The organism is Pseudomonas corrugata (assembly GCF_050920615.1).
Lineage (GTDB): Bacteria > Pseudomonadota > Gammaproteobacteria > Pseudomonadales > Pseudomonadaceae > Aquipseudomonas > Aquipseudomonas corrugata.
In genome coordinates this window covers 2,440,345-2,463,770 of sequence record NZ_CP130434.1, presented here as the reverse complement: position 1 = coordinate 2,463,770, position 23,426 = coordinate 2,440,345, and the positions used below count along the sequence as shown (strand labels likewise).

At 60.5% G+C, this 23,426-nt stretch carries 24 protein-coding genes; 8 read left to right on the top strand and 16 right to left on the bottom strand.

What is annotated here, in order from left to right; genetic code table 11:
- Nucleotides 1-15: 15 nt before the first annotated feature.
- Both QZH45_RS11280 and QZH45_RS11275 read right to left on the bottom strand, forming a co-directional pair.
- Nucleotides 16-222, bottom strand: a complete 207-nt coding sequence (locus QZH45_RS11280) for a DUF6021 family protein (RefSeq protein ID WP_024778301.1) — start codon at nucleotides 220-222, stop codon at nucleotides 16-18.
- 100 nt (nucleotides 223-322) lie between these two features.
- Nucleotides 323-1,000, bottom strand: a complete 678-nt coding sequence (locus QZH45_RS11275) for a hypothetical protein (protein ID WP_069018515.1) — start codon at nucleotides 998-1,000, stop codon at nucleotides 323-325.
- Between the two features lie 223 nt (nucleotides 1,001-1,223).
- Here QZH45_RS11275 and QZH45_RS11270 point away from each other — a divergent pair, with 223 nt between their 5' ends.
- Nucleotides 1,224-1,388 carry a hypothetical protein gene (locus QZH45_RS11270; protein ID WP_167355731.1) on the top strand — a complete coding sequence of 55 codons (165 nt, stop codon included), beginning with the start codon at nucleotides 1,224-1,226 and terminating at the stop codon, nucleotides 1,386-1,388.
- A gap of 67 nt (nucleotides 1,389-1,455) precedes the next feature.
- Here the strand turns inward: QZH45_RS11270 and QZH45_RS11265 are convergent, their stop codons facing one another.
- On the bottom strand, nucleotides 1,456-2,205 hold the full coding sequence (locus QZH45_RS11265; RefSeq protein WP_024778299.1) for a TerC family protein: 750 nt from the start codon (nucleotides 2,203-2,205) through the stop codon (nucleotides 1,456-1,458).
- A 28-nt stretch (nucleotides 2,206-2,233) separates the two neighbouring features.
- Nucleotides 2,234-2,497 carry a hypothetical protein gene (locus QZH45_RS11260; protein ID WP_024778298.1) on the bottom strand — a complete coding sequence of 88 codons (264 nt, stop codon included), beginning with the start codon at nucleotides 2,495-2,497 and terminating at the stop codon, nucleotides 2,234-2,236.
- A gap of 135 nt (nucleotides 2,498-2,632) precedes the next feature.
- On the opposite strand from QZH45_RS11260, the gene nhaR reads away from it, so the two are divergent.
- Nucleotides 2,633-3,526: a transcriptional activator NhaR gene (nhaR, locus tag QZH45_RS11255; protein WP_024778297.1), complete on the top strand. Its 894-nt coding sequence runs from the start codon at nucleotides 2,633-2,635 to the stop codon at nucleotides 3,524-3,526.
- Here the strand turns inward: nhaR and QZH45_RS11250 are convergent.
- Nucleotides 3,523-4,677, bottom strand: a complete 1,155-nt coding sequence (locus QZH45_RS11250) for an MFS transporter (protein WP_024778296.1) — start codon at nucleotides 4,675-4,677, stop codon at nucleotides 3,523-3,525. The two genes, nhaR and QZH45_RS11250, sit on opposite strands and share 4 nt — an antisense overlap.
- A gap of 283 nt (nucleotides 4,678-4,960) precedes the next feature.
- Here QZH45_RS11250 and sstT point away from each other — a divergent pair, with 283 nt between their 5' ends.
- The gene (gene sstT / locus QZH45_RS11245) at nucleotides 4,961-6,193 is read left to right on the top strand and encodes a serine/threonine transporter SstT (protein ID WP_024778295.1); all 1,233 of its coding nucleotides are present in this window, start codon (nucleotides 4,961-4,963) and stop codon (nucleotides 6,191-6,193) included.
- Between the two features lie 184 nt (nucleotides 6,194-6,377).
- Here the strand turns inward: sstT and QZH45_RS11240 are convergent, their stop codons facing one another.
- Nucleotides 6,378-6,887, bottom strand: coding sequence for a DUF1993 domain-containing protein (locus QZH45_RS11240; protein ID WP_024778294.1), 510 nt, complete (start codon nucleotides 6,885-6,887; stop codon nucleotides 6,378-6,380).
- Between the two features lie 130 nt (nucleotides 6,888-7,017).
- On the opposite strand from QZH45_RS11240, the gene QZH45_RS11235 reads away from it, so the two are divergent.
- Entirely contained in the window at nucleotides 7,018-7,665 is a 648-nt protein-coding gene (locus QZH45_RS11235) for a YceH family protein (protein WP_024778293.1), read from the top strand.
- Nucleotides 7,666-7,668: 3 nt separating this feature from the next.
- On the opposite strand, the gene QZH45_RS11230 is transcribed toward QZH45_RS11235, so the two are convergent.
- Nucleotides 7,669-8,490 (bottom strand): shikimate 5-dehydrogenase, encoded by an 822-nt coding sequence (locus QZH45_RS11230; protein WP_024778292.1) that lies wholly within the window; start codon nucleotides 8,488-8,490, stop codon nucleotides 7,669-7,671.
- A gap of 167 nt (nucleotides 8,491-8,657) precedes the next feature.
- Here QZH45_RS11230 and QZH45_RS11225 point away from each other — a divergent pair, with 167 nt between their 5' ends.
- Nucleotides 8,658-9,008, top strand: coding sequence for a hypothetical protein (locus QZH45_RS11225; RefSeq protein ID WP_024778291.1), 351 nt, complete (start codon nucleotides 8,658-8,660; stop codon nucleotides 9,006-9,008).
- A 125-nt stretch (nucleotides 9,009-9,133) separates the two neighbouring features.
- Here the strand turns inward: QZH45_RS11225 and QZH45_RS11220 are convergent, their stop codons facing one another.
- The 6 genes from QZH45_RS11220 to QZH45_RS11195 form a co-directional block, all read right to left on the bottom strand.
- The gene (locus QZH45_RS11220; protein WP_024778290.1) at nucleotides 9,134-10,654 is read right to left on the bottom strand and encodes a nucleobase:cation symporter-2 family protein; all 1,521 of its coding nucleotides are present in this window, start codon (nucleotides 10,652-10,654) and stop codon (nucleotides 9,134-9,136) included.
- Between the two features lie 192 nt (nucleotides 10,655-10,846).
- Nucleotides 10,847-11,665 (bottom strand): arylamine N-acetyltransferase family protein, encoded by an 819-nt coding sequence (locus tag QZH45_RS11215; protein WP_024778289.1) that lies wholly within the window; start codon nucleotides 11,663-11,665, stop codon nucleotides 10,847-10,849.
- A gap of 115 nt (nucleotides 11,666-11,780) precedes the next feature.
- Nucleotides 11,781-12,575: an exodeoxyribonuclease III gene (gene xth, locus QZH45_RS11210; protein WP_024778288.1), complete on the bottom strand. Its 795-nt coding sequence runs from the start codon at nucleotides 12,573-12,575 to the stop codon at nucleotides 11,781-11,783.
- Nucleotides 12,576-12,612: 37 nt separating this feature from the next.
- Nucleotides 12,613-15,189 carry a bifunctional diguanylate cyclase/phosphodiesterase gene (locus QZH45_RS11205; RefSeq protein WP_024778287.1) on the bottom strand — a complete coding sequence of 859 codons (2,577 nt, stop codon included), beginning with the start codon at nucleotides 15,187-15,189 and terminating at the stop codon, nucleotides 12,613-12,615.
- Nucleotides 15,190-15,270: 81 nt separating this feature from the next.
- Complete coding sequence (locus QZH45_RS11200) at nucleotides 15,271-16,839, bottom strand: sensor domain-containing diguanylate cyclase (RefSeq protein ID WP_024778286.1); 1,569 nt, start codon at nucleotides 16,837-16,839, stop codon at nucleotides 15,271-15,273.
- A gap of 277 nt (nucleotides 16,840-17,116) precedes the next feature.
- Nucleotides 17,117-17,776 carry a ribonuclease T2 family protein gene (locus tag QZH45_RS11195; RefSeq protein ID WP_055135405.1) on the bottom strand — a complete coding sequence of 220 codons (660 nt, stop codon included), beginning with the start codon at nucleotides 17,774-17,776 and terminating at the stop codon, nucleotides 17,117-17,119.
- Between the two features lie 185 nt (nucleotides 17,777-17,961).
- Between QZH45_RS11195 and chrA the strand changes: the two genes are divergently transcribed.
- Entirely contained in the window at nucleotides 17,962-19,305 is a 1,344-nt protein-coding gene (chrA, locus tag QZH45_RS11190) for a chromate efflux transporter (protein WP_055135404.1), read from the top strand.
- Nucleotides 19,306-19,318: 13 nt separating this feature from the next.
- Here the strand turns inward: chrA and QZH45_RS11185 are convergent, their stop codons facing one another.
- Entirely contained in the window at nucleotides 19,319-19,582 is a 264-nt protein-coding gene (locus QZH45_RS11185) for a hypothetical protein (protein ID WP_055135403.1), read from the bottom strand.
- Between the two features lie 200 nt (nucleotides 19,583-19,782).
- On the opposite strand from QZH45_RS11185, the gene QZH45_RS11180 reads away from it, so the two are divergent.
- Nucleotides 19,783-20,934, top strand: a complete 1,152-nt coding sequence (locus QZH45_RS11180) for a mechanosensitive ion channel family protein (protein ID WP_053193416.1) — start codon at nucleotides 19,783-19,785, stop codon at nucleotides 20,932-20,934.
- A 147-nt stretch (nucleotides 20,935-21,081) separates the two neighbouring features.
- Entirely contained in the window at nucleotides 21,082-21,561 is a 480-nt protein-coding gene (locus QZH45_RS11175) for a hypothetical protein (RefSeq protein WP_024778281.1), read from the top strand.
- A 10-nt stretch (nucleotides 21,562-21,571) separates the two neighbouring features.
- Here the strand turns inward: QZH45_RS11175 and QZH45_RS11170 are convergent, their stop codons facing one another.
- Both QZH45_RS11170 and QZH45_RS11165 read right to left on the bottom strand, forming a co-directional pair.
- Complete coding sequence (locus tag QZH45_RS11170; RefSeq protein WP_050593842.1) at nucleotides 21,572-21,820, bottom strand: hypothetical protein; 249 nt, start codon at nucleotides 21,818-21,820, stop codon at nucleotides 21,572-21,574.
- Nucleotides 21,821-21,947: 127 nt separating this feature from the next.
- The gene (locus tag QZH45_RS11165) at nucleotides 21,948-23,183 is read right to left on the bottom strand and encodes an MFS transporter (protein WP_053193419.1); all 1,236 of its coding nucleotides are present in this window, start codon (nucleotides 23,181-23,183) and stop codon (nucleotides 21,948-21,950) included.
- Nucleotides 23,184-23,426: the final 243 nt, after the last annotated feature.

The following is a 23,426-nucleotide window of genomic DNA, read 5'->3' as shown; positions in this document are numbered from 1 at the left end:
CGGGCTTTTTTTCGCTCAATGCTTCAGGTCACCAAGCGGATCATAGGCCTTGGCCCGGGGCTCCCCCTTATCGTCTTTCTCGTCACGAGGGGCCTTGGCCGGCCCGATCGGATCGACTTGCGGATCATCGAGGTCCGGCGAATCCGGATCGAATCCCAGCTCGTCACCAGCGGATGAATGCTCGGAAGAATGGGGCCCCGTGGGCGTTTTCGACTGTGCCATACCTGCCTCCTTGAATCATGGCCCGGACAATCCGGACCCTGACGATAAGAACTTCAGGCGTGCGGGGTCGTGCCCGGCAGGTGACGAACGGGGCAAACCGTCAATGCGTTGCACCCAGGGTCTTGGTGGCGCGCGCTGCCGCCTGCTCCTGCCCTGCCCCGGCCAACTCATCCGCGGCCTTCAACCAGCGCTGCGGGTTGACGTTGGCCGGAAGTTGCGTGGGCCGCTGGAGCAGAACCGCCCAGCCGCCGGCATCCTTGAAAGCCGACTCGAACCCACTGAAGCTCATCAATAGTCGCCGGTTCATGCCCGAACGCAGCAAGATCGTGCGCTTCTGCCGGTTATAGCCGGCGAGAATCCCGTATCGGGGCCCAGACCAAAATGCCGTACCTTCGGTGTAGCGAAGCAATACCGGGTTGCCCGCCGCAACCTGCTCCAACAATGCGGACAAATCACTGTCGAGGGGATACACCACCAGCCCGTATTCTCGTGCCAGGGTCTGCATATTCTGCTGCAAGCCGGCTTCACCACCTGGCAGATGCAACGGTTTCTCCAGCAGCCCCGGGGTAATCACCGTACCTTGCGAGGTCAACACTGCAGCCAGAGATTGCGGGGCACCCTGGTACATATCGCCGCGATAGAACGGCACGCTGTTGAGTTCCACCCGCTCGGGCAGGCGCTGGATCTGGGGCGGCACGCTGCCCGCGCAACCCGCCAGGGCTGCAAGGCAAGCCGTCGCGAATACCAGTGATCGAAAAGAGGGAATGACCGGCAACATGATGAGTCTCTAGTTCAGGTACCCGATGAACGGGCCAGGCTTGGGCCGTCGATCATAAAGCGCCCACAGGCCGGGGTATAGCCTTAAACAGCAGTCTCGCTAATGCGATAGAACCAACCCGTCCGTCGCCGACGACCACGAACGACTGCCTGCAACACTTGAACGACTAGACTGTCCATTGAACTGAGTGCATTGCCCCGGACCGGGGCTGAGGGAGGCCCCCATGAGCCTGACAACGACAATCCTGATGCTGTTATTCGGCTGGCTGAGCGTAGCGGCGGCGATGCTGTGGGGCGTGTTGCGGATCACCCGTCGCTATCATCATCCGTCCCCATCGAGCACAGAAAAGCCCACGGAGCCCAGCCAGCGCCACGCCGCCGCACACTGATCGCCACTTTCAAAAAGTCAGAAAAAGCCGCCCGGGCTGGACCCGGGCGGCTTGTGCATGCCTGCTGTCAGGCTTCGTTGCCCAACGCCTTTTGCCGGGCGCGACGGGCCATCATGTTCAGTACCTCAATCGCGGCCGAGAACGCCATGGCAGCGTAGATGTAGCCCTTGGGCACATGGGCGCCGAAACCTTCGGCGATCAACGTCATGCCAATCATGATCAGGAAGCCCAGCGCCAGCATGACCACCGTCGGGTTGTTATTGATGAATCGGGCCAGAGGCTCGGCTGCCAACAGCATCACCAGTACCGACACCACTACGGCGATGATCATGATCGGCAAGTGCTCGGTCATGCCCACAGCGGTGATAATGCTGTCGATGGAAAATACCAGGTCGAGCATCAGGATCTGACCGATTGCGGCGGCAAATCCGAGGGTCACGCCCGAGGTGGCCGACTTGGGATCGTTTGGCGCCGGGTCCATGCTGTGGTGGATCTCGGTCGTGGCCTTCCACAGCAGGAACAGACCGCCAGCAATCAGGATCATGTCCTTCCAGGAGAACGCCTGGCCGAGGATTTCGACGACCGGCTCAGTCAACTGCACAATGAACGCGATGGTGCTCAACAAGCCCAGCCGCAGGATCAGCGCCATACCGATACCGATCCGCCGCGCCTTGGCACGATGCTGTGCGGGCAGCTTGTTGGTCAGGATCGAAATGAAGATCAGGTTATCGATACCCAGCACGATTTCCATGACAACCAGGGTCGCCAAGGCGATCCAGGCAGTGGGGCTGGCAGCGAGTTGTAGAAGATAATCCATGGGTCAGTCCTGGCTCGATATGACGGAGTTAGATGGCTTGGGTGGATGATTCGGTTTTTTCAGCATCGTCCGCCGGCTCTTTCTTGGGACTGATCAACCCGCCAGTGGCGTCGTTCAGCGCCTGCTCGGCAGCTTTATGGGTATCGTCGATGGCTTTTTTGGCCACATCGACCGCTTGCTCCTTCAACTGCTGGGCCAATTGTTCAGCGCTTTTCTCCGCCTGTTCGCAGCCCACGAGTGCCATTGAAGACATTGCCAGCAAGGCAGCAAGCCCCAGGGATTTGTATGTCATGGTTAGAAGCCTCTGAGGAAACACGGAGCCCGGAGATGGCTCACCAATGGCCAGGCATTCTAGAGACGTCGATACTTCAGGAAAATTCGTATTTTCAGCGGTTATACTTCGGTTTTTACGAATCCGAGTGAACCCATGCTCAATTATCGACAACTGCATTACTTCTGGGTGGTGGCCAAGACAGGCAGCATCGTGCGGGCGTGCGAGCAGTTGAACCTGACTCCGCAAACCATCAGCGGACAGATTTCCTTGTTCGAGCAGACGTATAACATCAAATTGTTTCGCCGCGTCGGACGGCAACTGGAGCTGACGGAAGCCGGACGCCAGACGCTGCCCTACGCCGAGCACATGTTCCAGTTGGGGGGCGAACTGGAGTTGATGCTCCGCGCCCAGCCCAACGAACAGCAGACGCTGTTCCGGGTCGGAGTGGCGGACGTGGTGCCCAAGTCAATCGTCTATAGACTGCTGGCGCCAACCATGGAACTGAGCGAACCGCTGCGCGTTACCTGCCGCGAGGACAAACTCGAGCGGCTGCTCGCGGACCTGGCGATCCAGCGCCTGGACCTGGTGATTTCCGACAGTCCTATGCCCAGCCACCTGGACATCAAGGGCTACAGCCAGAAACTGGGGGAATGCGGCATCAGTTTTTTCGCCACCGCTGCGCTGGCCGAACGCTACGGGCAGGATTTCCCCCGAAGCCTGCAGGACGCTCCCCTGCTGATTCCCGGCCCCGAAACCGTGGTCCGCAGCCGCCTGCAACGCTGGTTCGCCGAGCAGCAGATCCAGCCGCGCATCGTGGGGGAGTTTGATGACAGCGCGTTGATGCAGGCCTTCGGTCAGTCAGGCAGCGGGATTTTCATCGGCCCGAGCGTGATCGCCGAAGAAGTGAAGCGCCAGTACGGCGTGCAGGAGATCGGTCAGACTGACGCGGTAAGCGAGTCATTCTATGCCATCTCCGTGGAGCGCAAGGTCAGCCATCCAGGTATCGTCGCGATTGCCGAAGGTGCTCGCCGCGAGTTGTTCCACTAGCTGCAAACGGGCCGGGGCTTGAAGGTCATCAGCAGCAGCGCCAGCAGGATCGATACAAGAATGAACCCGGCCGCCGCAAAACCGACGCTGCCCAGGCCCAATGTATCGATGACTCGCCCGCCGACCATCGCTCCGAGACCGATCCCCAGGTTGGCACCAGCAATGTTCAGCGACGCCGCAAAGGCTGGCGCTTGCGGTGCTGCCTTCATCAATCGCACATGGCTGACCAGGAACAGCGCGGCCTGGGTCACGCCCCAGATCGCCATCGCCGCGGCCAGCCACAAGGCCGAATGAATGCTTGGCACCAACGCTACCATACCGCCGATCATGAACAGGCAGAACACCATCGACGCCATCAGGGGATGCCGATCCACCGCCCGGCCACCCAGGGAATTGCCCACCAGCCCCACGGCGCCGAACCCCATCAGGCACCAACCGACCAGCGTGCCATCGAACCCGGCGAGACGTTCGAGGATGTCGGCCAGGTAGGTGTAGGCGGTGAACATGCCGCTGAACACCAGGATCGACAACAGCACATGGCCTTGCATCAACGGACTGCGCAGGATCTTGAACTGCGAGCGGAAGCTGACCTGATGCAAGTGCAGGTTGGTTTTCGGCAGGTAGATGAACAGCAATAACGCCTTGGCGAAAGCGATGACGGCCAGGATCGCGAAAGCACTGCGCCAGCCGAATGCATCGGAAATCAGCGTTCCCACCGGAATCCCGAATACCGTGGCGCAGACAATGCCGAAGCCGATCCGGGCGATGGCCCGTCCGGCGTGTTGCGGCCCGACAATGTCCACCGCTGTCTCGCTGGCCAGCGCCCAGAACACTGGCAGGCCGAGGGCAGGGATCAATCGGGCAATGGCCATGACCCAGATATCGGGGGCAACGGCCGCCAATGTGTTGGCCAGGCCGAACATCAGCAGTACGCTGATAAACAGCCTGCGTCGCTCGAAACGGGCAAACCAGGCTGTCAGGAATGGCCCGAACGCCGCTACCGTAAACGCGAACAATGTCACCAGCAATCCGGCCTGGGGAATGCTGACGTGCAGGTCGCGAGCGATGGATGGCAGCAGGCCAACAATGATGAATTCCGTGGTCAGCACGGTGAAACCGGCGGCCGACAGCAGGAAAATGGGTAACAACATGCAGAACTCCGACAAAACGACAACACCAGCGTTGGCTTGAGGGCCCGCTGGAGGAAGAGAGAGGTGAGAGAATCCAAGCCTAACAGAATGTGGGCCGCAGACAAATGTGCTCAAACACCTGAGTGACGGATCGTCACAGGTCCGTCAGATTCTTTACCGGGCTGTGCTAAAGTCCGCGACCCGCAAACATCGAACATTTCTTCCGGTCCCGCTCATGTGGCCTGCCCGCTTGTTGCCCTGAACGTCGACCATTGCCCACAACAAAAAACACATGGATAGCCGTATGACTGCTTTATCCCCGTCCCTTTTGCAACGCTTCAAACGCACCAGCCTGGTCACGCAAATCGTCATCGGTCTGATCATTGGTATTGCGTTGGCCTGGCTGGCCCCGGACGTAGCCAAATCCACCGCATTCATTGGCAAGGTCTTCGTATCCGCCCTCAAGGCCGTGGCTCCCATCCTGGTGTTCGTGCTGGTCATGGCTTCGATCGCCAACCATAAGCAAGGCCAGGAAACCCATATCCGTCCGATCCTGTTCCTGTACCTGCTGGGCACCTTCGCGGCGGCGGTGGTTGCGGTCGTTGCCAGTGCCCTGTTTCCATCCAGCCTGGTCTTGTCCGCCCAGGACGTCGCTGTCACCGCTCCCGGTGGCATCGGTGAAGTGCTGCAGAGCCTGCTGCTCAGCGTGGTGGACAACCCGGTCCGGGCGCTGACCAGCGGTAATTTCATCGGCATCCTGGCCTGGGCCATTGGCCTGGGCATAGCCTTGCGCCATGCCGGCGAGACCACACGCACCATGCTTGATGACCTGTCCAACGGCGTGACCGCGATCGTGCGCCTGGTGATCCGCTTCGCCCCGCTGGGGATTTTCGGGCTGGTCGCGTCGACCCTGGCCACCTCAGGCTTCGGCGCCCTGCTCGGTTACCTGCACCTGTTGACCGTGCTAATCGGCTGCATGCTGTTCGTCGCACTGGTGGTCAACCCGCTGATCGTGTTCTGGAAACTGCGTCGCAACCCATATCCGCTGGTATTCACTTGCCTGCGCGAAAGCGGCATCACTGCGTTCTTCACCCGCAGTTCAGCGGCCAACATCCCGGTAAACCTGGAGTTGAGCAAACGCCTGGGCCTGCACGAGGACACCTACTCGATATCGATTCCGCTGGGCGCGACCATCAACATGGCCGGCGCCGCCATCACCATTACAGTGCTGTCCCTGGCCGCGGTACATACCCTGGGGATCGTGGTCGATATTCCGACAGCGGTGCTGCTGAGCGTCGTCGCGGCCGTTTGCGCCTGCGGGGCGTCTGGCGTAGCCGGCGGTTCGCTGCTGCTGATCCCCTTGGCATGCAGCCTGTTCGGCATCCCGAGCGAAATCGCCATGCAGGTGGTTGCCGTGGGATTCATCATCGGCGTCCTGCAGGATTCGGCGGAGACGGCATTGAATTCTTCCACCGATGTGCTGTTCACCGCAGCGGCTTGCCTGGGTGAGGAAGAAAGGCTTGCGCGCACGGCATAACCGTTGCGGTGGATGCATCACCGTCATCGCGAGCAGGCTCGCTCCCACAGGGGCCAGCGGCAACCACAATGTGGGAGCGAGCCTGCTCGCGATAGCGGAGGTATATACGCCAAGGACATGACAGACAGCCACAAAAAAGCCCGGAACGGCTCACACCGTTCCGGGCTTTTTCATGGCTGTGAGCTTAGAACGCGCCCATGTAGTCGCGCTTGCCCACTTCCACACCGTTATGACGCAGCAGCGCATAGGTAGTGGTGACGTGGAAGAAGAATTGCGGCAGGCCGTAGGTCAGCAGGTAGTTCTGACCGGTAAAGCGCTTTTCCTTCGGCGTGCCCGGACGGGTGACGATCTCGATGTTCTCCTTGCCATCGACCTGCTCGGGGCTGATGCCATCGATGAAGGCCAGTACCTTGGTGATCAGGGCTTGCAGCTCGGCGAAGGTAGTTTCGCTGTCGTCATACTTGGGCACTTCAATCTCGGCCAGGCGAGCGGACACGCCCTTGGCGAAATCCACGGCGATCTGCACCTGACGCACCAGCGGAAACATGTCCGGGTACAGGCGGGCTTGCAGGAAAGCGTTCGGGTCGATGTTTTTCGCAGTCGCGTGGGCTTCGGCCTTGTTCAGGACGTCGCTCATGGCGTTGAGCATCTGCTTGAAAACCGGGATGGAAGCGGCGTACAGGGAAATAGTCATGGCGATCTCATGCAGGTGAGAGGAAAGAAATACATCAAACGGAGGCGATTATAGCCACGGCTTGTTGCACACCTTGTCTTTTATTGCGCAAGGATTAGGCTAGGCGGCTTCACAGCATAGGGGACGCGCGATGAGCATCGAAGAACAAGGCCAGGCCGAAGAACCACGGCTCAACAGCACGGAAATCCGCATCCTTGGTGCCCTGGTCGAAAAACAGGCCACCAACCCGGAAACCTACCCGCTGACCCTCAACGCCCTGGTACTGGCCTGCAACCAGAAAACCAGCCGTGAACCGGTGATGAACCTCACACCTGGCCAAGTCGGCCAGAGCTTGCGGGCACTGGAGGGCCGCGGCTTTAGCAAATTGGTCATGGGCAGCCGCGCCGACCGCTGGGAGCATCGGGTCGACAAGGCCCTGGAGCTGGTGCCGGCCCAGGTCATCCTGATGGGCCTGCTGTTCCTGCGCGGCCCACAAACGGTCAACGAGCTATTGACCCGTAGCGGTCGCATGCATGATTTCGAAGACACCGACCAGGTGTTGCATCAACTTGAACGCCTGATTGCCCGAGGACTGGCGCTGCTGGTGCCACGCCTGGCCGGACAGCGGGAAGACCGCTACGTCCACGCCATGGGCGACCCGGCGGAGATTGAAGCGATCCTCGCCGCCCGCCAGCACCCGGTGGAGCGCGGTGCCGGCAGCGGCGTGTCGCTGGAGCGCATCGAAGAACTCGAAGCCCGAATCGCGGCGCTGGAAGAACGGCTCGCGCGGCTGGAATAGGTCCTATGCGGACCGGGCAAACGCTACGGCTTTCTCGAACTGTTCCAGGCTGGGCCGCACACCGGTATACAACACGAACTGCTCCAGAGCCTGGATCGCAACCACCTCCAACCCGGTGATGACCCGTTTGCCCTCAGCCCGGGCTCGAACGATCAGCGGCGTTTCCGACGGAATTGCCACCACATCGAACACGGTCTCGGCCGCGGCGATAGCGTCGGGCTCAAACGCCAGATGATCGGCTTCCGGCCCCCCGGCCATGCCGATCGGCGTGACATTGATCAGCATCCGGGGATGCTGATCGCCCAGTTCAGTTTGCCACTCATACCCCAGGGACTCGGCCAGGGCCCGTCCGGCGGTTTCGTTGCGGGCAACGATCAGCCCCTGCTTATAGCCGCCGTCACGCAGGGCGCTGGCCACGGCCTTGGCCATCCCGCCGCTGCCGCGCAGGGCGAAGGTCGAATCTTTGGGCACGGCATGGGTGTGCAGCAATTGAGCGACGGCGATGTAGTCGGTGTTATACGCCTTCAAATGGCCATCAGTGTTGACGATGGTATTGATGGACTGGATCGCCGCGGCGGAGGCGTCCAGCTCATCGACCAAGGCTATGCAGGCTTCCTTGAACGGCATCGATACCCCGCACCCGCGAATGCCCAGCGCGCGGATACCGCCGACCGCACCGGGCAAGTCCCGACTGCTGAAGGCCTTGTAGTAGAAATTCAGGCCCAGCTGCTCGTACAGGTGATTATGAAAACGCAGGCCGAAATTCCCGGGACGCCCCGACAGCGACATGCACAACTGGGTGTCTTTGTTGGGATTGATTTGCATGTTTGTTTCCTTTGCATTCACTTTCTGACAAGCGGGATCACCGCCCGCCCGACCTTACACAATATTTACCCAACGGCGGTGCAAATCCTGGGAAAATCGTTGTCAGAGCAAGTATCCCCGTGACCCTATATCGGTCTGTTACAAACGGGGCCAGACGAGGAATCACCATGAATCGTAAACTCCCTGTCATCGCCCTGCTCATGGGGGCACTCGCGGTCACCGGCCAGGCATCCGCCCATGGTCGCGGTGGTTGGGAGGGACCCGCAGTGTTTGGTGCAATCGTCGGTTCGGCTATTGTCGGCTCGGCGCTCATCAACCGTGACCGGCCGGTGTACGTGCAACAACCGGTCTACGTCCAGCCGCAACCGGTTTATGTCCAACAACCCCCACCGGTCTATTACGAGCCACAGCCGGTGTACATCGAGCGGCCTATCTACTATCGCCCGGCGCCGGTGTATTACGGGCCACCACGGGGCTACTACTACGGCCCACCACGCGGTCATTACGGTCGCTGGTAACCGAACAAAAAACAGCCTGTGATCAAGGATCACAAGCTGTTTTTTTATGTGAACACCACAATACCTGTGGGAGCGGGCTTGCTCGCTCCCACAGGGGATTTGCCGCTGATGCTCAGTTGGCAAAGTCAGACATGTTCACTGCTTTTCAGTCGTACCGGCCCATGCTCCGCGGTCGGGTGGGAAGGCTCTTCCAGCACCGGAATCTCGTTGCCGTCACAGTCATGCAGCTTGCCGTCGCTGAAATAATCGCCTTCACGCAGCGCCGCCAGGTCCTGATAACGCAGCACCCGCTCAGTGCCGGCGGCAAAGACTGATTGCTGATCGGAGTTGCCTGCGGTGAAGTGATTGAAGGCCAGGTTCAGGATGATCGCCATGATCGCCGAGGAACTGATGCCCGAATGGAAGATCGTCGCGAACCAGCTCGGGAAATGGTCGTAGAAGCCTGGCGCGGCGATGGGGATCATGCCGAAGCCGATGGAGGTGGCAACGATGATCAGATTGACATTGTTGCGGTAGTCCACTTTCGACAGGGTTCGGATGCCGCTGGCGGCCACGGTACCGAACAGCACGATACCCGCGCCCCCCAAGACCGAAGTGGGTACCGCAGCGATCAGCCGGCCCATGAATGGCAACAACCCCAGTACCACCAGGAACACGCCTCCCGTGGCGACCACGAAACGGCTCTTGATCCCAGTCACTGCCACCAGGCCGACGTTCTGGGCAAAAGCACTCTGGGTGAAGGAACCGAAGATCGGCGCGATCATGCTCGACAGCATGTCGGCCCGCAGACCGTTACCCAAGCGCCTTGAGTCGACCTTGGTGTCGATGATCTCGCCCACCGCCAGGATGTCGGCCGAGGTCTCCACCAGGGTCACCATGATCACGATGCACATCGACAGGATCGCGGCGATGTGGAAGGTCGGCATGCCGAAGTGAAATGGCGTGGGAAAGCCGAACATCGGGCCTTCGCCAACGGATGAAAAGTCCGCCATGCCAAGGAACACCGCGATCACCGTCCCAATGACCATCGCCAGCAGAATCGACAAGCGGGAAATGGTCGCGCTGCCCATCTTGCTGAGCAACAGCACCAGCACCAGCGTGACCGCAGCCAGGCCGATGTTGGCCATGCTGCCGAAATCAGCGGCGTGACTGTTGCCGCCCATGGCCCAGCGCGCTGCTACCGGCATCAACGTCAGGCCAATGGTGGTGATGACGATGCCGGTGACCAGTGGCGGAAAGAAACGAGTGATTCGCGAGAACACCGGTGTGATCAGCAAACCGATCAGGGACGCGGCGACCACGGCCCCCAGGATGGCTTGGAAGCCGCCCTCTCCGCCGGTTCCGACAATCGCCACCATGGTCGCAACACCGGAGAACGATACGCCTTGCACCAACGGCAGTTGGCAACCGAAAAACGGCAGGCCGAGGGTTTGCAACAGGGTCGCCAGCCCCCCTGCAAACAATGACGCTGCAATCAACAGGCCGATGTCCGCCGAGGACAGACCTGCCGCCTGGCCGATGATCAAGGGCACCGCGACAATACCGCCGTACATGGTCAACACGTGCTGCAGGCCGTAAGCCATATTCGCGCCGACACCAAGGTTTTCGTCCTCGGGCCGTGGGAGTGAAACATGGGGCGTTTTCATGGTTCGGGGGTTCCCTGTTTTTTTGTTATGGGCACACTGTATTCAAAACTCAGGACAAATGTCCATAGAGTTGTATACAACTTTCCATCACCGCATCAACGCGGCAAGGGAACTTGCCCTGCCCGAGTAGCGAAACGCCCCCCTAGTGGCCTGTGTGGCTAATTCGTTTACTCAAATCAACCGTACAGGCCACTAGATAAGCCCCGCCACCGCAGGTCGTAACAATTCCCGTGGCGGTACCCGCAGGCCGAATTCGTTTTCCAACAGATCGATCAGTTCATCGGCATCGGTGATAAGCCGTCGCACGCTCTCCTGCCCCATCCGGTGCACGGCATAGCTGTTGCCGTTGAGGGTCTTGCGCAAACCGTCACCAGTGCGGGCCACCATCAGCCGGCCCATGAACGGGGAGTCAGGATGGTTGCAGACGTACCAGTTACCCAGGGTGTAGTCGATCTCCTCCTGGCGTTGAAGGTCGAACAGGTACATCGGTCGCCACTCGCCCCCAACGTTGGCACGCAGCAGGTAGCCGTCCGGATGGTCCTCGATGCGATACGGCTCATGGGGAGTAGCCTGGATGTCACGGCTGTCCAGCAGCAGTGGCCCGGTGGGAACCATGCCACCAAAGCCGACATCGGTGGTGTAGCGCACGCCGCCAATCGTTACCAGGCTCAGGCGATGGGTCCGGGCGGTCCAAGCGCCCTCGGGGGCGTTCATCACCACACGGCCGGTGATTCCGCGGGCGTCGAAACCCAGTTCCTGCAGCAGGGCCAGGAACAACTGGTTGAGCTCGTAGCAGTAGCCGCCACGGCCCTGCTCGAAAACCTTGCGCTCCACCGACTCGAAATCGATGGGCACCGGTTGGCGCAGCAGCGTCGAGAGGGTTTCAAAGGAGAATTCGGCCGTGTGGCGATTTTGAAGCTGGCGCAATGTATCGAGCGTCGGGGCTGGCGGGGTGTCGAAGCCCAAGCGTTGCAGATAACGGCGCGAATCGCTCAGTCGGGGCTGGCTCATAAGGGTGTCCTTTTCCTGGTCCGGTGCAGGGCTGACAGGCAGCATGCTGTGTTTGGCGCCAGATATAAGGCATTACCCTTCCATAGACAACAACGGACCGAGATACGTTGGACTTTCAGCGCCGCTTGCGAGAAGCCAGCCGGATCCAGGTAGGGGCATGATCACTGGGGTGCGGCTGGTTCCTGACCCAGGCGTCCACGCCCGCCTCACTCAGATAAGGGCTTGCCGCAGGGTTGAGCAGCAGGTGATCGATCCGCAGCCCGGAGTTTTTCTGCCAGTGCTGCCGGAAATAGTCCCAGAAGGTGTAGATCCGCTCGTCCGGGTACAACTGGCGCAGCGAGTCCGTCCAGCCTTGATCCAGCAACCGTTGGTAGCACTCGCGACTTTCGGGTTGCAGCAGCGCATCCTTGAGCCAGGAACGGGGGTTGTAGATATCCATGTCGGTGGGCACCACGTTGTAGTCGCCAGCCAGCACCACGGGATGATCGCTGGCCTGCAACGCCTGGGCGTAATCAATCAGCCGTTCAAACCACGCCAGTTTGTAATCGAACTTGGGCCCTGGCTGCGGATTGCCGTTGGGCAGGTAAAGACAACCTACCAGCACGCCATGTACGGCCGCCTCCAGATAGCGGCTGTGGCTGTCGCCCTCATCGCCCGGCAAGCCGCGCCGGCTTTCCAGTGGTTGCGCGTCTCGGGCCAGTATCGCCACGCCGTTCCAGGATGCCTGGCCGTGCCAGATCGAGCCATACCCCACCGACTCCAGCTCGGCCGCCGGGAAATCCTTGTCGAGCGCCTTGAGTTCCTGAAGACAGGCGATGTCGGGTTTCTCCCGCTCCAGCCACTCCAGCAGGTTGGGCAGCCGGGCGCGAATGCCATTGATATTGAAAGTCGCGATGCGCAGCTTTTTCATGGGCAAGGACCTCAAAGTGCCAGGACGTCAGGGGTTTTCAGGAACCGGTTTTCGGCAGCGCCTGCGGGTTCTCCAACAAGTTCGAAAAAGCCTGTTTATCGATCGGACGACTGAGGAAATAGCCCTGTACCTCATGGCATTGATCCGAACCAAGCGAACCCAACTGGGCCAGGGTTTCCACGCCCTCGGCCGTGACGGTCAGGCCCATCGCCTTGCCCAGGTTGATGATCGCCTGGACCACCGCGCGGTCGTTGCTGCTGTTGCTCATGGACGCGATAAAGCGCTTGTCGATCTTGATGCCATCGAAGGGATAGGTGCGCAAGTACCCCAGGGAGGAGTATCCGGTGCCGAAATCGTCCATGTTCAGACGCACCCCCAGTTCTTTCAGGGTATTCATGACCTGGAGGGCACCGTCCACATCGTTGAGCATCACATTCTCGGTGATCTCGAGCTCCAGGCGACTCGCTGGGAAACGGGTTTCGACCAGCACCTGCCGTACGTCCTCCACCACATCGCTGCGCTCGAACTGCGCTGGCGACAGATTGACCGAAACCATCAGGTTCCCCGGCCAGGTCAGCGCGGTTTCGCAAGCCTCACGTAACACCCAACGCGATAGCGGAACAATAAGGTCGGTCTGCTCGGCCAGCGGAATGAAAGCGTCGGGGCCGAGCAGGCCCTGGGTGGGATGTTGCCAGCGCACCAATGCCTCGACGGCTACGATCTCCCGGCCGTCGACTTTGTAGCGTGGCTGGAAATGCAAGATGAATTCGTTGTTCTTCAGCGCCTGGCGCAGGTCGCTTTCCAGCTGGCGTCGATGCTGGATCTGGTCGTTCATCTGCGAGGCGAAGTAACACCAGGTCCTTTTGCCTTCGGACTTGGCCTGATACATGGCAATGTCGGCACAGCGAATCAACTCGCCAGGCACATAACCCTGGCGACGACTCACGGCAATGCCAATGCTGGCGCCGATGTGAAGGGCATGGGTTTCGTAGTGAATCGGTTGCTGCAAGCTCTCGATCAACCGCGCGCAGAATCGGTCGATCTCAGTAGTGTTCTCCATCCCGCTGAGCACCACGACGAATTCATCGCCGCCCAGTCGCGCCACCAGGTCCTGCTCACGGGTACTGTCACGCAGGCGCTGTGCAACTTCCAGCAGCACCGCGTCGCCGGCAGGGTGGCCCAAGGAGTCGTTGATCGGCTTGAAGTTGTCCAGATCCACCATCAGCAAGGTCAAGGGAGCGGAATGCTCCTTGGCGACCAGCGCCTCATCCAGGTGCCGCGCCAACTTGTTGCGGTTCGGCAGCCCGGTCAGTGCATCGTGCATCGACAGATGCTGGACCTGGGCGTGGGCAGCCACCTCATCGGTGATGTCGCTGGCGGTGCCGCGGTACCCGACCACTTCGGACCTGTCGTAGATTGGCCGCGCCGATACCCGGCAAAAGCGCAGTTGTCCGGATTGATCGCGGTAGGAACAACGCAGGTTGCTCGCACTCTGTTCTTCCGTCAGGCTCCCCAGCCACAGGGTAATCGGGGTGGTGTCGCAATACAGCAGTTGCTCGATGTCCTGGCCCCGCCATTGCTCGGCGGGAAAACCGGTGACCGTATTGAAGCGGCCCGACAGATAAGTGATGTGCTGTTGAGCATCGATTTCCCAGATCCAGTCGGAAGCGGCCTCGGCCACGGCCCGGAAACGCTCCTCGCTGGCTTCCAGGGCCAGGGTCGAACGCTCCAGGCTGTCGTAGCTGGCATCCACCTGCCTTGCAGTACGCAGGGCGTAGCGGAAAAAGTAGGCAGTGAGCAGCACAAGGATCAGCAGCGCCCCACCCAGTGGTGGCATCAAGGACCAAAGCAATTGCCGGCCCGGCTGTTCGAGACGGGAGACCAGGCTGTAGCCGGTGCTGTCCAGCGGCACCGCAGGCTGACCGGGCGCAAGCGCGTTGTCCTTCTTGAGATTCAGGTCGGTGAGGCCATAACGCTTGCCCAGCGCGCGCAGTTTGACGTAGGTCAGTTGGTCGACGAACAACAGGATCGACGTTCCCTTGGCGTCGACCCGGGGACGCTCGTCATTCGGCAGGATCACCGACGCGGTGACGATGGCTGGCCAGCCATCGAACAACGTGTAGCGGACCGCAGGAACGGTGAGATCAGACTGCCCCTGGAGCTGATCCACCAGGTCCTTTAACGGTAGGTCGAGATACGCTGTCGCTTCTGCCTGAACATTTTGCCCCCGCACCACCGCGTATTTGGTGCGCTCACGGTCGACGACGAACACACCCTCATACCCATCATTGGTGAACAGGGTCTTGCCCATGTTCTGTTCCGCGTAGGCCCACTGCACATCGACCTCACCGTTGAGGTGCTCATAGGCGGTGGTCCAGTAGGTGTAGCTGGTGATGTAGTTTTTTGACGCAATGATGCGATTTTCCACGGCGCGCTCGGTGTAGAAGTGCGTCTTGCGCACGTCCTCTGCGTCCAGCTCCCGTGCAATGTTGAACAATGCCGCAACGGCCACCAGGACGCCCAGGACAAACAACCCGGCGACCGCGACCACCAGGCGCCGGGTAATCGGCGTGTGGCGCATGACATTGGAAGGAATATCGGCGGCGGTCTCCATTTACCTGCTCCTGTCCGATCAACTGACGGCGAGTTGCCTGAGCAATGGACCTTCTTCAGCCGGCGATGATTCCAACGGATCTCAACGGTCCGAACGCTCCAGCGTATCGAGGCCACCTTCAATCGACCACACCGCCACCCGATTGCGGCCACTGTGCTTGGCCTGATAAAGCGCCGCATCGGCCCTCTGGATAAAGACCTCGATACTGTCCAGGCTGCTTGGCACGAAGGCGTGGCAGCCCAGGCTCATCGTCAGATAGCCGGTGGGGGACCCGGAATGAGTGATGTGCTTATCGACGAGACTCCGGCGGATCTGCTCAGCCAACGTCATGGCACCCTGCAGGTCGGTATCGGGCAGCAGCACGGCGAACTCTTCACCACCATAACGTACAGCCAGGTCGGCCTTGCGATGGCAGCAACCCCTGAGCAATTTCGCCACTTCCGCCAGGCAATGGTCCCCGGCCACATGCCCGTAGGCGTCGTTGTAGCGCTTGAAGTAGTCGATATCGAGCAGGATCAGGCTTAACGGAGAGCGTTGGCGGGCGCCCCGGCCAAATTCGATGTCCAGAGCCCGCTCGAACAGCCGACGATTCGCCAGCCCGGTCAGGCTGTCATGGGTGGCAATCAGCCTCAACGCTTCCTGGGCCTTGCGCAGGTCGGCTTCGATCCGCTCGCTGTTACGCACCTGGCGCACAAACACCCAACCGAACAAGCAAATGCCCGTGACCACCAGGGCCACGATGAGACTGGACTGAAAGGCTTTGCCATACCAGCCGGCGAGGATCGCCTTTTCGGACATTGCGACAGTGACCATCAGCGGATAGGCCTGCAAGTGCCGGTGATCATACAGCCTGACAACGCCGTCGGCGGAGCGGATCATCGCGGTGTCGGGGTCCTTGATCCGCGGGTCATGCCGAAAGAGGCTCTCCTGGGACACGGTCCGGCCAATCTGCGTCTCATCGAAGGGACGGCGGGCCAGCAAGGTTCCGTCGGACAAGGCCAGGGTCATCTCGTCCTTGTCGTCGAGGCTGAAGCTTTTGAAGAACTTATCGAAGTAGGACATCTTGATCCCGGCCAGCAGCACGCCCTGGAAATTGCCGTCCTGATCATTCACGCGCCGGGAGATGGGGATGATCCAATCGCCATTTTGTCGGCTGCGAATAGCCGGCCCGATATGGGCGATCAACGAAGCGTTCTGCTGATGGAAAACGAAATACTCCCGGTCCGCCACCCCCTCGCCTTTTTGCAAGTCATCAAAGGAGGTAACGACCCAGTGCCCGCTCTTGTCGAACAGAAACAGGCCGTGCAACTGCTCCAGTGACTGCACGCGTCGGGCAAAGGTTTTGTGCAGACGCGGTTGCAGCGCCGGGCCGAAGCCATCGACCTGAATCCAGTCGGTCAGGCTGCTCAGCACCAGGTCAGCCTGCACAAAAGTATCCTGGGCCTGCTGGGCCATGGCCCGGGTAAGGTTGGCCGAGGCAATACCCGCGGCCTCGAGGTCGTGGCGTCGGGACTGTTCCAGTTGCAGATAAAGCAAACCGCACAGGCACAGGCAGACCGCCGCGATAAACGCCACCGCTGCCTTGAGCAACGGCAGGCGCTTGAGGGCACCGCCGGGGGTATTGAGCGGATCATGGATGAGGATAGGCAAACGGATTCCCGGGAGGGCAAAGCATGAGCGAATCGCTCAAAGCCCCCTATAGGCGAGAGCTTAGCCTACCGCTTGTAGGGCGGCAATTTGCCGGTGCGACCCAGCTGATGGGCGGAAAAGCGGATCCAAAATCAGCACCCGACTCTCGTAGCGAGGGGATTTATTTCGCGGGGCTGCCTGGCAGTCCCAACCGATGTCTTGTCTGATACACCGTGGAGTCAGGGTTCAGGGCCGCTTCGCAGCCCAGCGGGGATAAATCCCCTCGCCACAAGAGCTGTCAACGCACTGGCGGCACCCGGATATCTCCGCCCCGGCACTGCGTCCTGACGCCCCTGCCGCAACGGGTGAACACCAGATTTTTGTCCATGCACACTCGGACTTCCGACAATTGCGGCCCGTTGCAGATGACTGCAATACCATCGGCCGGAATACCGGGGTTGCGTTGACGGAACAGCCGGGCGATCTCCTCGGCCTCAAAATAGTACGAGGAACCGGGGGGTTGCAGCTGCGACGGAATTTTCACCCTCGCCAACGCCTTGTCGGACGCCTCCAGAAAGCCCATGGCGCCGAGGCCGCTGCAAGTGCCGTGCTTGGTCCACTCGTGCTCCAGCAACTTGCGGGTCGGAAACAGCGTCAGGCCCTTTTCCCGCTCGGTAACCGTAAGCGGCACCCTCGGCTCACAGGATTGCGGCCAGCCACCCTTGGCGTATTGCGGCCAGAGGCCGTGCAGGACAAAGCCATAGCCTTTGCCGGAGCATTGGGCATCGCCCGAGTGAGTGAGGCAGAACGTCGGGGACCAGGACAGTGACAGCAGGTAGTAATCGAATACCCCGGCGACGGATTCCGCCCGGGCATTACGTGACTCACGGGCATTGCCCGTTCCCATGCAGCCCATAGTCAGCGCGAGCAGCATGGCTATCGCAAAACGTTGTTTCATTGACCCGCTCCTTGGGCAGCCCTGTAGAAAGCAGTGACGTCGATTCGGTCGGTGAGTGTTCAAGGACTATGTTTCAAGCCGGTGAAGGGAGGTGTTTTTTACAGGGAAACCCTGGCGGGGGCTATCCAAATTACGTAACGCCCCATAACGTAGATCGCCTTCCACCTGCAAGTGCACCGCCGACCATGGAAAAACCCTCCCAAACCATCGAAGCCCCCTCGACCGTCAGCCTGCGCGAAGCTTTCTGGTTCTGGCTCAAATTGGGCTTCATCAGTTTTGGCGGGCCGGCAGGACAGATCGCGATCATGCATCAGGAGCTGGTGGAGCGCCGGCGCTGGATTTCCGAACGGCGTTTCCTGCATGCCCTCAACTACTGCATGCTGTTGCCGGGACCCGAGGCCCAGCAGTTGGCGACCTACCTGGGTTGGCTGATGCACCGTGGTCGGGGCGGAGTCATCGCTGGCGCGCTCTTCGTACTACCTTCGCTGTTTATCCTCATCACATTGTCATGGCTGTACGTCGCTTTCGGTGAAGTGCCGGTGGTGGCCGGCATTTTCTATGGCATCAAGCCCGCCGTGACGGCAATAGTCGCCCATGCCGCTCACCGCATAGGCTCCCGTGCGCTCCAGAACAGTGGGTTGTGGGCAATCGCCATCGCGTCGTTCGCTGCAATATTCGCTTTCAATGTCCCCTTTCCGCTGATCGTGATGGGGGCCGCCGTCATCGGCTATTTCGGTGGTCGCTGGGCGCCGGAAAAATTCAGCCTCGGCGGCCAGGCCGCCGGGCATCGATCCTTCGGGCCAGCCCTGATCGACGATGACACCCCACCCCCCGACCATGCCCGGTTCAGCAGCTTCAGGCTGATCCGTCTGGCAGTCATCGGTGCCTTGCTGTGGATCTTGCCGATGGGCCTGTTGACTCTGATGTTCGGCTGGGAAGGCACCTTCACGCAGATGGCCTGGTTCTTCACCAAGGCGGCGTTGCTGACTTTCGGTGGCGCCTATGCGGTTCTGCCTTACGTGTATCAGGGAGCCGTTACACACTTCGGCTGGCTGACGCCGACACAGATGATCGACGGCCTGGCCCTGGGTGAAACCACCCCAGGCCCCTTGATCATGGTGGTGGCTTTCGTCGGTTTCGTTGGCGGCTATGTGATGCAGGTGTTCGGCCCCGAACAGGCCTTTCTCGCCGGCGCCGTGGCGGCCACCCTGGTGACCTGGTTCACCTTCCTGCCTTCGTTTCTGTTCATCCTGGCCGGCGGCCCATTGGTCGAATCGACCCACAACGCCCTGAAGTTCACCGCACCGCTGACGGCGATTACCGCGGCAGTGGTCGGCGTGATCCTCAACCTGGCGTGCTTCTTCGGCTACCACGTGCTCTGGCCCAGCGGCTTTGCCGGTGCGCTGGATTGGCCATCGGCAATCATTGCCCTGTTGGCGGCCATTGCATTGTTTCGCTACAAGCGGGGCGTGATCCAGGTATTGGTGGCGTGCGGGCTGGCCGGACTGGCGGTACACCTGTTGCGTTAAGTGAGTCGCTTGCTCAGGTAAGTGGCCGAAGCCGGGCATAAGCTCCTGAACTGAACCGTCGCGCCGATTGACGTGGGCGCCAGCGAACGCTCCTGGACCTGATAACCGTGGGCAGCCCCGCCCCCTCGATCCCGCCAAACGCCAGGTCACTGTCCTGCTGTCTGAACCTGAAAAACCGCCGGCCGGGCAGGCTCAGGTCATCCGCAGGCAAACCGGCCAGGATGAGCGCTTCGCGCAAGGGGCCCAGATCATCGTCACTCAGTGCAGTCATGTGCATGGCTTTCACTCTTTCATCGGACTTGCACTGGAAATTACGCCGCACCTCTCGGTGCCCGCAACCGCTGGCAGGTAACAAAATTGAACGGCCCATACCTCACACCGCCTAATGAAGTTCGTGGCCCTGTCCAGACTCTCACGCTAATGACTTGTACTCGATAGGGCCGGAATCCGAAACGCAACGGCGCAGGTGACCGATCCATGGACTCAAGCTCCCTTGAAATCTTTACCGATACCCAGTTGCTGGGCATCTCCATCGCCAACTGGCTGCTCGCCCTCGGCGTGATGACAGTGAGCTTTATCGTCGCCAGGGTGAGCATCGGCTTCCTCCTGAGGAATGTACGGACCCGGGCGCAAAAGCCGAACGCCTATCTCAGCCACATCGCCGTCGAAGTGCTCTCCAGCACCAGCAACACTCTGTTGTTGCTGGCCTCGATCCTGATCGGCATCGGCGTCCTGGACTTGCCGGCGCGTTGGCTCGGTCGGGTCAGCAGTCTCTGGTTCGTAGTGGCGGCCCTGCAGATGGGACTGTGGGCCAACCGGGCGATCGCCCTAGCGCTCCTGCATTATTTTGCCCGCCACAACCACACCGAAATCCATCAGAAAAGTGCCCTGGCGACCCTTAGCCTGTGGGGCGCGAAGGTATTTCTCTGGGGCATGGTGCTATTGGCGATGCTCTCCAACCTCGGTGTGAATATCACCGCGTTTATCGCCAGCCTCGGCGTCGGCGGCATCGCCGTGGCGCTCGCGGTACAGAACATCCTCGGCGACCTGTTTGCCTCGCTGTCCATTGCCGTGGACAAACCCTTCGAAGTCGGCGACTTCATCGTCGTCGGTTCCCTGGCCGGTACCGTCGAACACGTCGGCCTGAAGACCACACGGATCCGCAGCCTGGGCGGCGAACAGATCGTGATGGCCAACGCGCAGATGATCAGCACCACCATCCAGAACTACAAACGGCTTCAGGAACGACGCATCGTTTTCGAATTCGCCCTGCCCCTCGACTGCTCCACGGAACAGCTCAGGCAGGTGCCGGTCATCGTCGAACGCATCATCAAGGCGCAGGAAAAGACCCGCTTCGACCGCTCGCACTTTCGCGGTATCGGCCAGAGCGCGCTGGAATTCGAAACGGTGTATATCGTGCTGGACCCCGGCTACAACATCTACATGGACATCCAGCAGGCGATCAACCTGGGCATGATGGAAGAATTCGCGAAAATCGGCGTGCGCTTCGCGATTCCTGCGCGAACCGTTCACGTCGCTTCGCTGCCGCACATGACTGCGCAACCTACCAAGGAAAGCGACCACGAAATCTCGACGCAGGCGACGCCGAAATATCAGGTACGGCGCTAATACCAAGCTGAGATCAGGTTCAACCGGAACCCCGTGGGAGCGAGTTTGCTCGCCCCTACACTCCAAAGCCTTCCCCTGACCCAGCGCAACTGAACAGCTGCCCCCATCAACTAAGCTCACCTCATCACTACGACAGGGAGCATCGACATGAGCAAGGCAGACGAGCTGGCAGCCAAACTGAGGCAGACCCGGCAAAGCCGTGCCGACACTGATAACAACGCTGATTTGGCGATTGAACATTGGCCCGCCCAGGTCTATGAGCTGTACCACCAGATCGAAACCTGGCTGGCGCCGGTCTGCGAGGCTGGGCTGACGATTCGGCGCAATCCCACTCACGTGTTCGAAAGCCATTCCAGCGGATCGACGTACAACTACGCCATTGATCAACTGGTGATGGAAGGGAACCATCACCGCATCGAGCTCGACCCGATTGCCCGCTTCTCCTCTCATGGAGAGGGCTGTATTGAAATCCACCTGAAGGGGCAGACACGCTGCCTTCTGCGAAGCGTCGGTGCGCATGGCGAATCGCGCTGGCATGTCCAGTCGAGCGTAAAACCGCAGCCCGAGCCCGTAGCACTGGACGAAGATGCGCTGCTTGCACTGGTAGAGGAAGGTTTGGGGCTTTAACCCACGCGGTTCAATTGCAGGCTTGAGAGGGCAACTGGAATGTCACGCCGTCACCGACTTCAGTGTCCGGCGACTTCATTTGCGCCATCGGGCGTCTCAGCAGAACATTCAGGGCGTTGTCGATCTCGTCGGCCGCGCCTTGTGCATGTTGGGCATTCGCCCAGCTCCAGTAGTGATCGGACATCAATCCGCCCACCGCCTGGGCGCACAGCTCATCGCTGCAGATACCCATTTTCCCCGCCGCAGCAATAACGGCCATAAGGGCTTGCTCCAACTGGGAAATTCGTTCGCTAGACACAACTGACGGCTCGATAGATCGCAAAAGTAGAGCTTAGCAAGATATCAATAGGCCACCAACCGCAAGCGCTCAACGGTCACCTGAATGCTCAGCCACCTGCCGCGCCAAATGCCGCAGGCTCCGGCATCGCTGTCGATTCCCGAGCCGCAGCACGGGCGGCCAACACGGCCAGGATCGCAGCAACGCCCAGCACCGCCGCGCTGGTTTCGAAGGTCGCCTGGTAGCCGTTCAAATCAAAAAGGACGCCGCCGACCGTCGCGCCAGCCCCGATGGCGAGCTGGACGATCGCCACCATCAGCCCGCCTCCGGACTCGGCATCGTCCGGCAGAGTCCGCGCCAGCCAGGTCCACCATCCGACAGGTGCGGCAGTCGCCACCAGCCCCCAGAACCCCAGCAAGACGGTCGTGGCAACCACGGATGCGCCGAACCCCACCAGCGCAATGGCAATCGCCGCCATCAACAACGGGATAGTGATCAGGATCCGATACAAGCCATTTTTCAGGAATGCGCCAATCAGGAACGTGCCCAGGAAACCGGCCACGCCGATGACCAGCAACATGAACGAAAGCAGTGACACGCTCACTTGGGTCACGCTTTCAAGGAACGGGCGCAGGTAGGTGAACAGCATGAACTGCCCCATGAAGAACGAGCTGACCGCCAACATGCCCCACGCAACCGGCGCGCGGGTCATCAACCTGAATACATTGCCGCTGCCGCGTTGGGTTCGAGTGCGCCGTACCGGCAATGTCGGCATCCGCAACAGCAGCCAGACCAGGGCAATCGCTGCAACCGGCACGATGCAGAAGAACGCGCCACGCCAACCGATGATCGCTCCCAGGAAGCTGCCCAACGGCGCCGCCACCACCGTCGCCAGGGCATTGCCGCCATTGACGATGGCCAAGGCACGGGGCAGATGATTGTCCGGCACCAGTGCCATGGCCGTGGCCGCCGACAGCGACCAGAAGCCACCGATCGCCACCCCGATCAAGGCGCGCCCCACCATGAACGTCAGGTAATCAGGCGCCAGCGCGACCACCGCCCCGGAGAGGATCATCAGCAGCGTCAGACCCGACAGCAGCCATTTACGGGCGACCCTGGCCGCAATCGAGGCAATGAACAGACTGGTGATCAGCGCAAAGGCACCGGAAACGGCAATGCCCTGGCCGGCTTGCCCTTCGCTGACATGCAGGTCCGCCGCGATCGGTGTCAGCAGGCTGACCGGCATGAATTCCGACGCTACGAGTGCGAACGCGGCGAGCGCCATGGCGAGTACAGCACTCCAGGCGGGTTGGCCGGGTGATCTCGGCAAAGGGGTATCGGTCATCGGGTAGGTATCCTGTCGCTGGAGGTGGCGCTTTTGCCGGGCAGCAAGACCGGGTCGCTCATGACCTGGGAAACACACGGCAGCTCACGATCATTTCAGCGGTTATCTCCAGATGACCGGTAGAGTATTTCTCTGTGATTCTTGCCCGATTCTGTGAACCTGCACGTACCCTATGGTCAACGCTTCGCTTGGCGAGGTAATGTTCTGCCTAAAGCTCTCAAGCCAACATGAAGCCTGCCCACC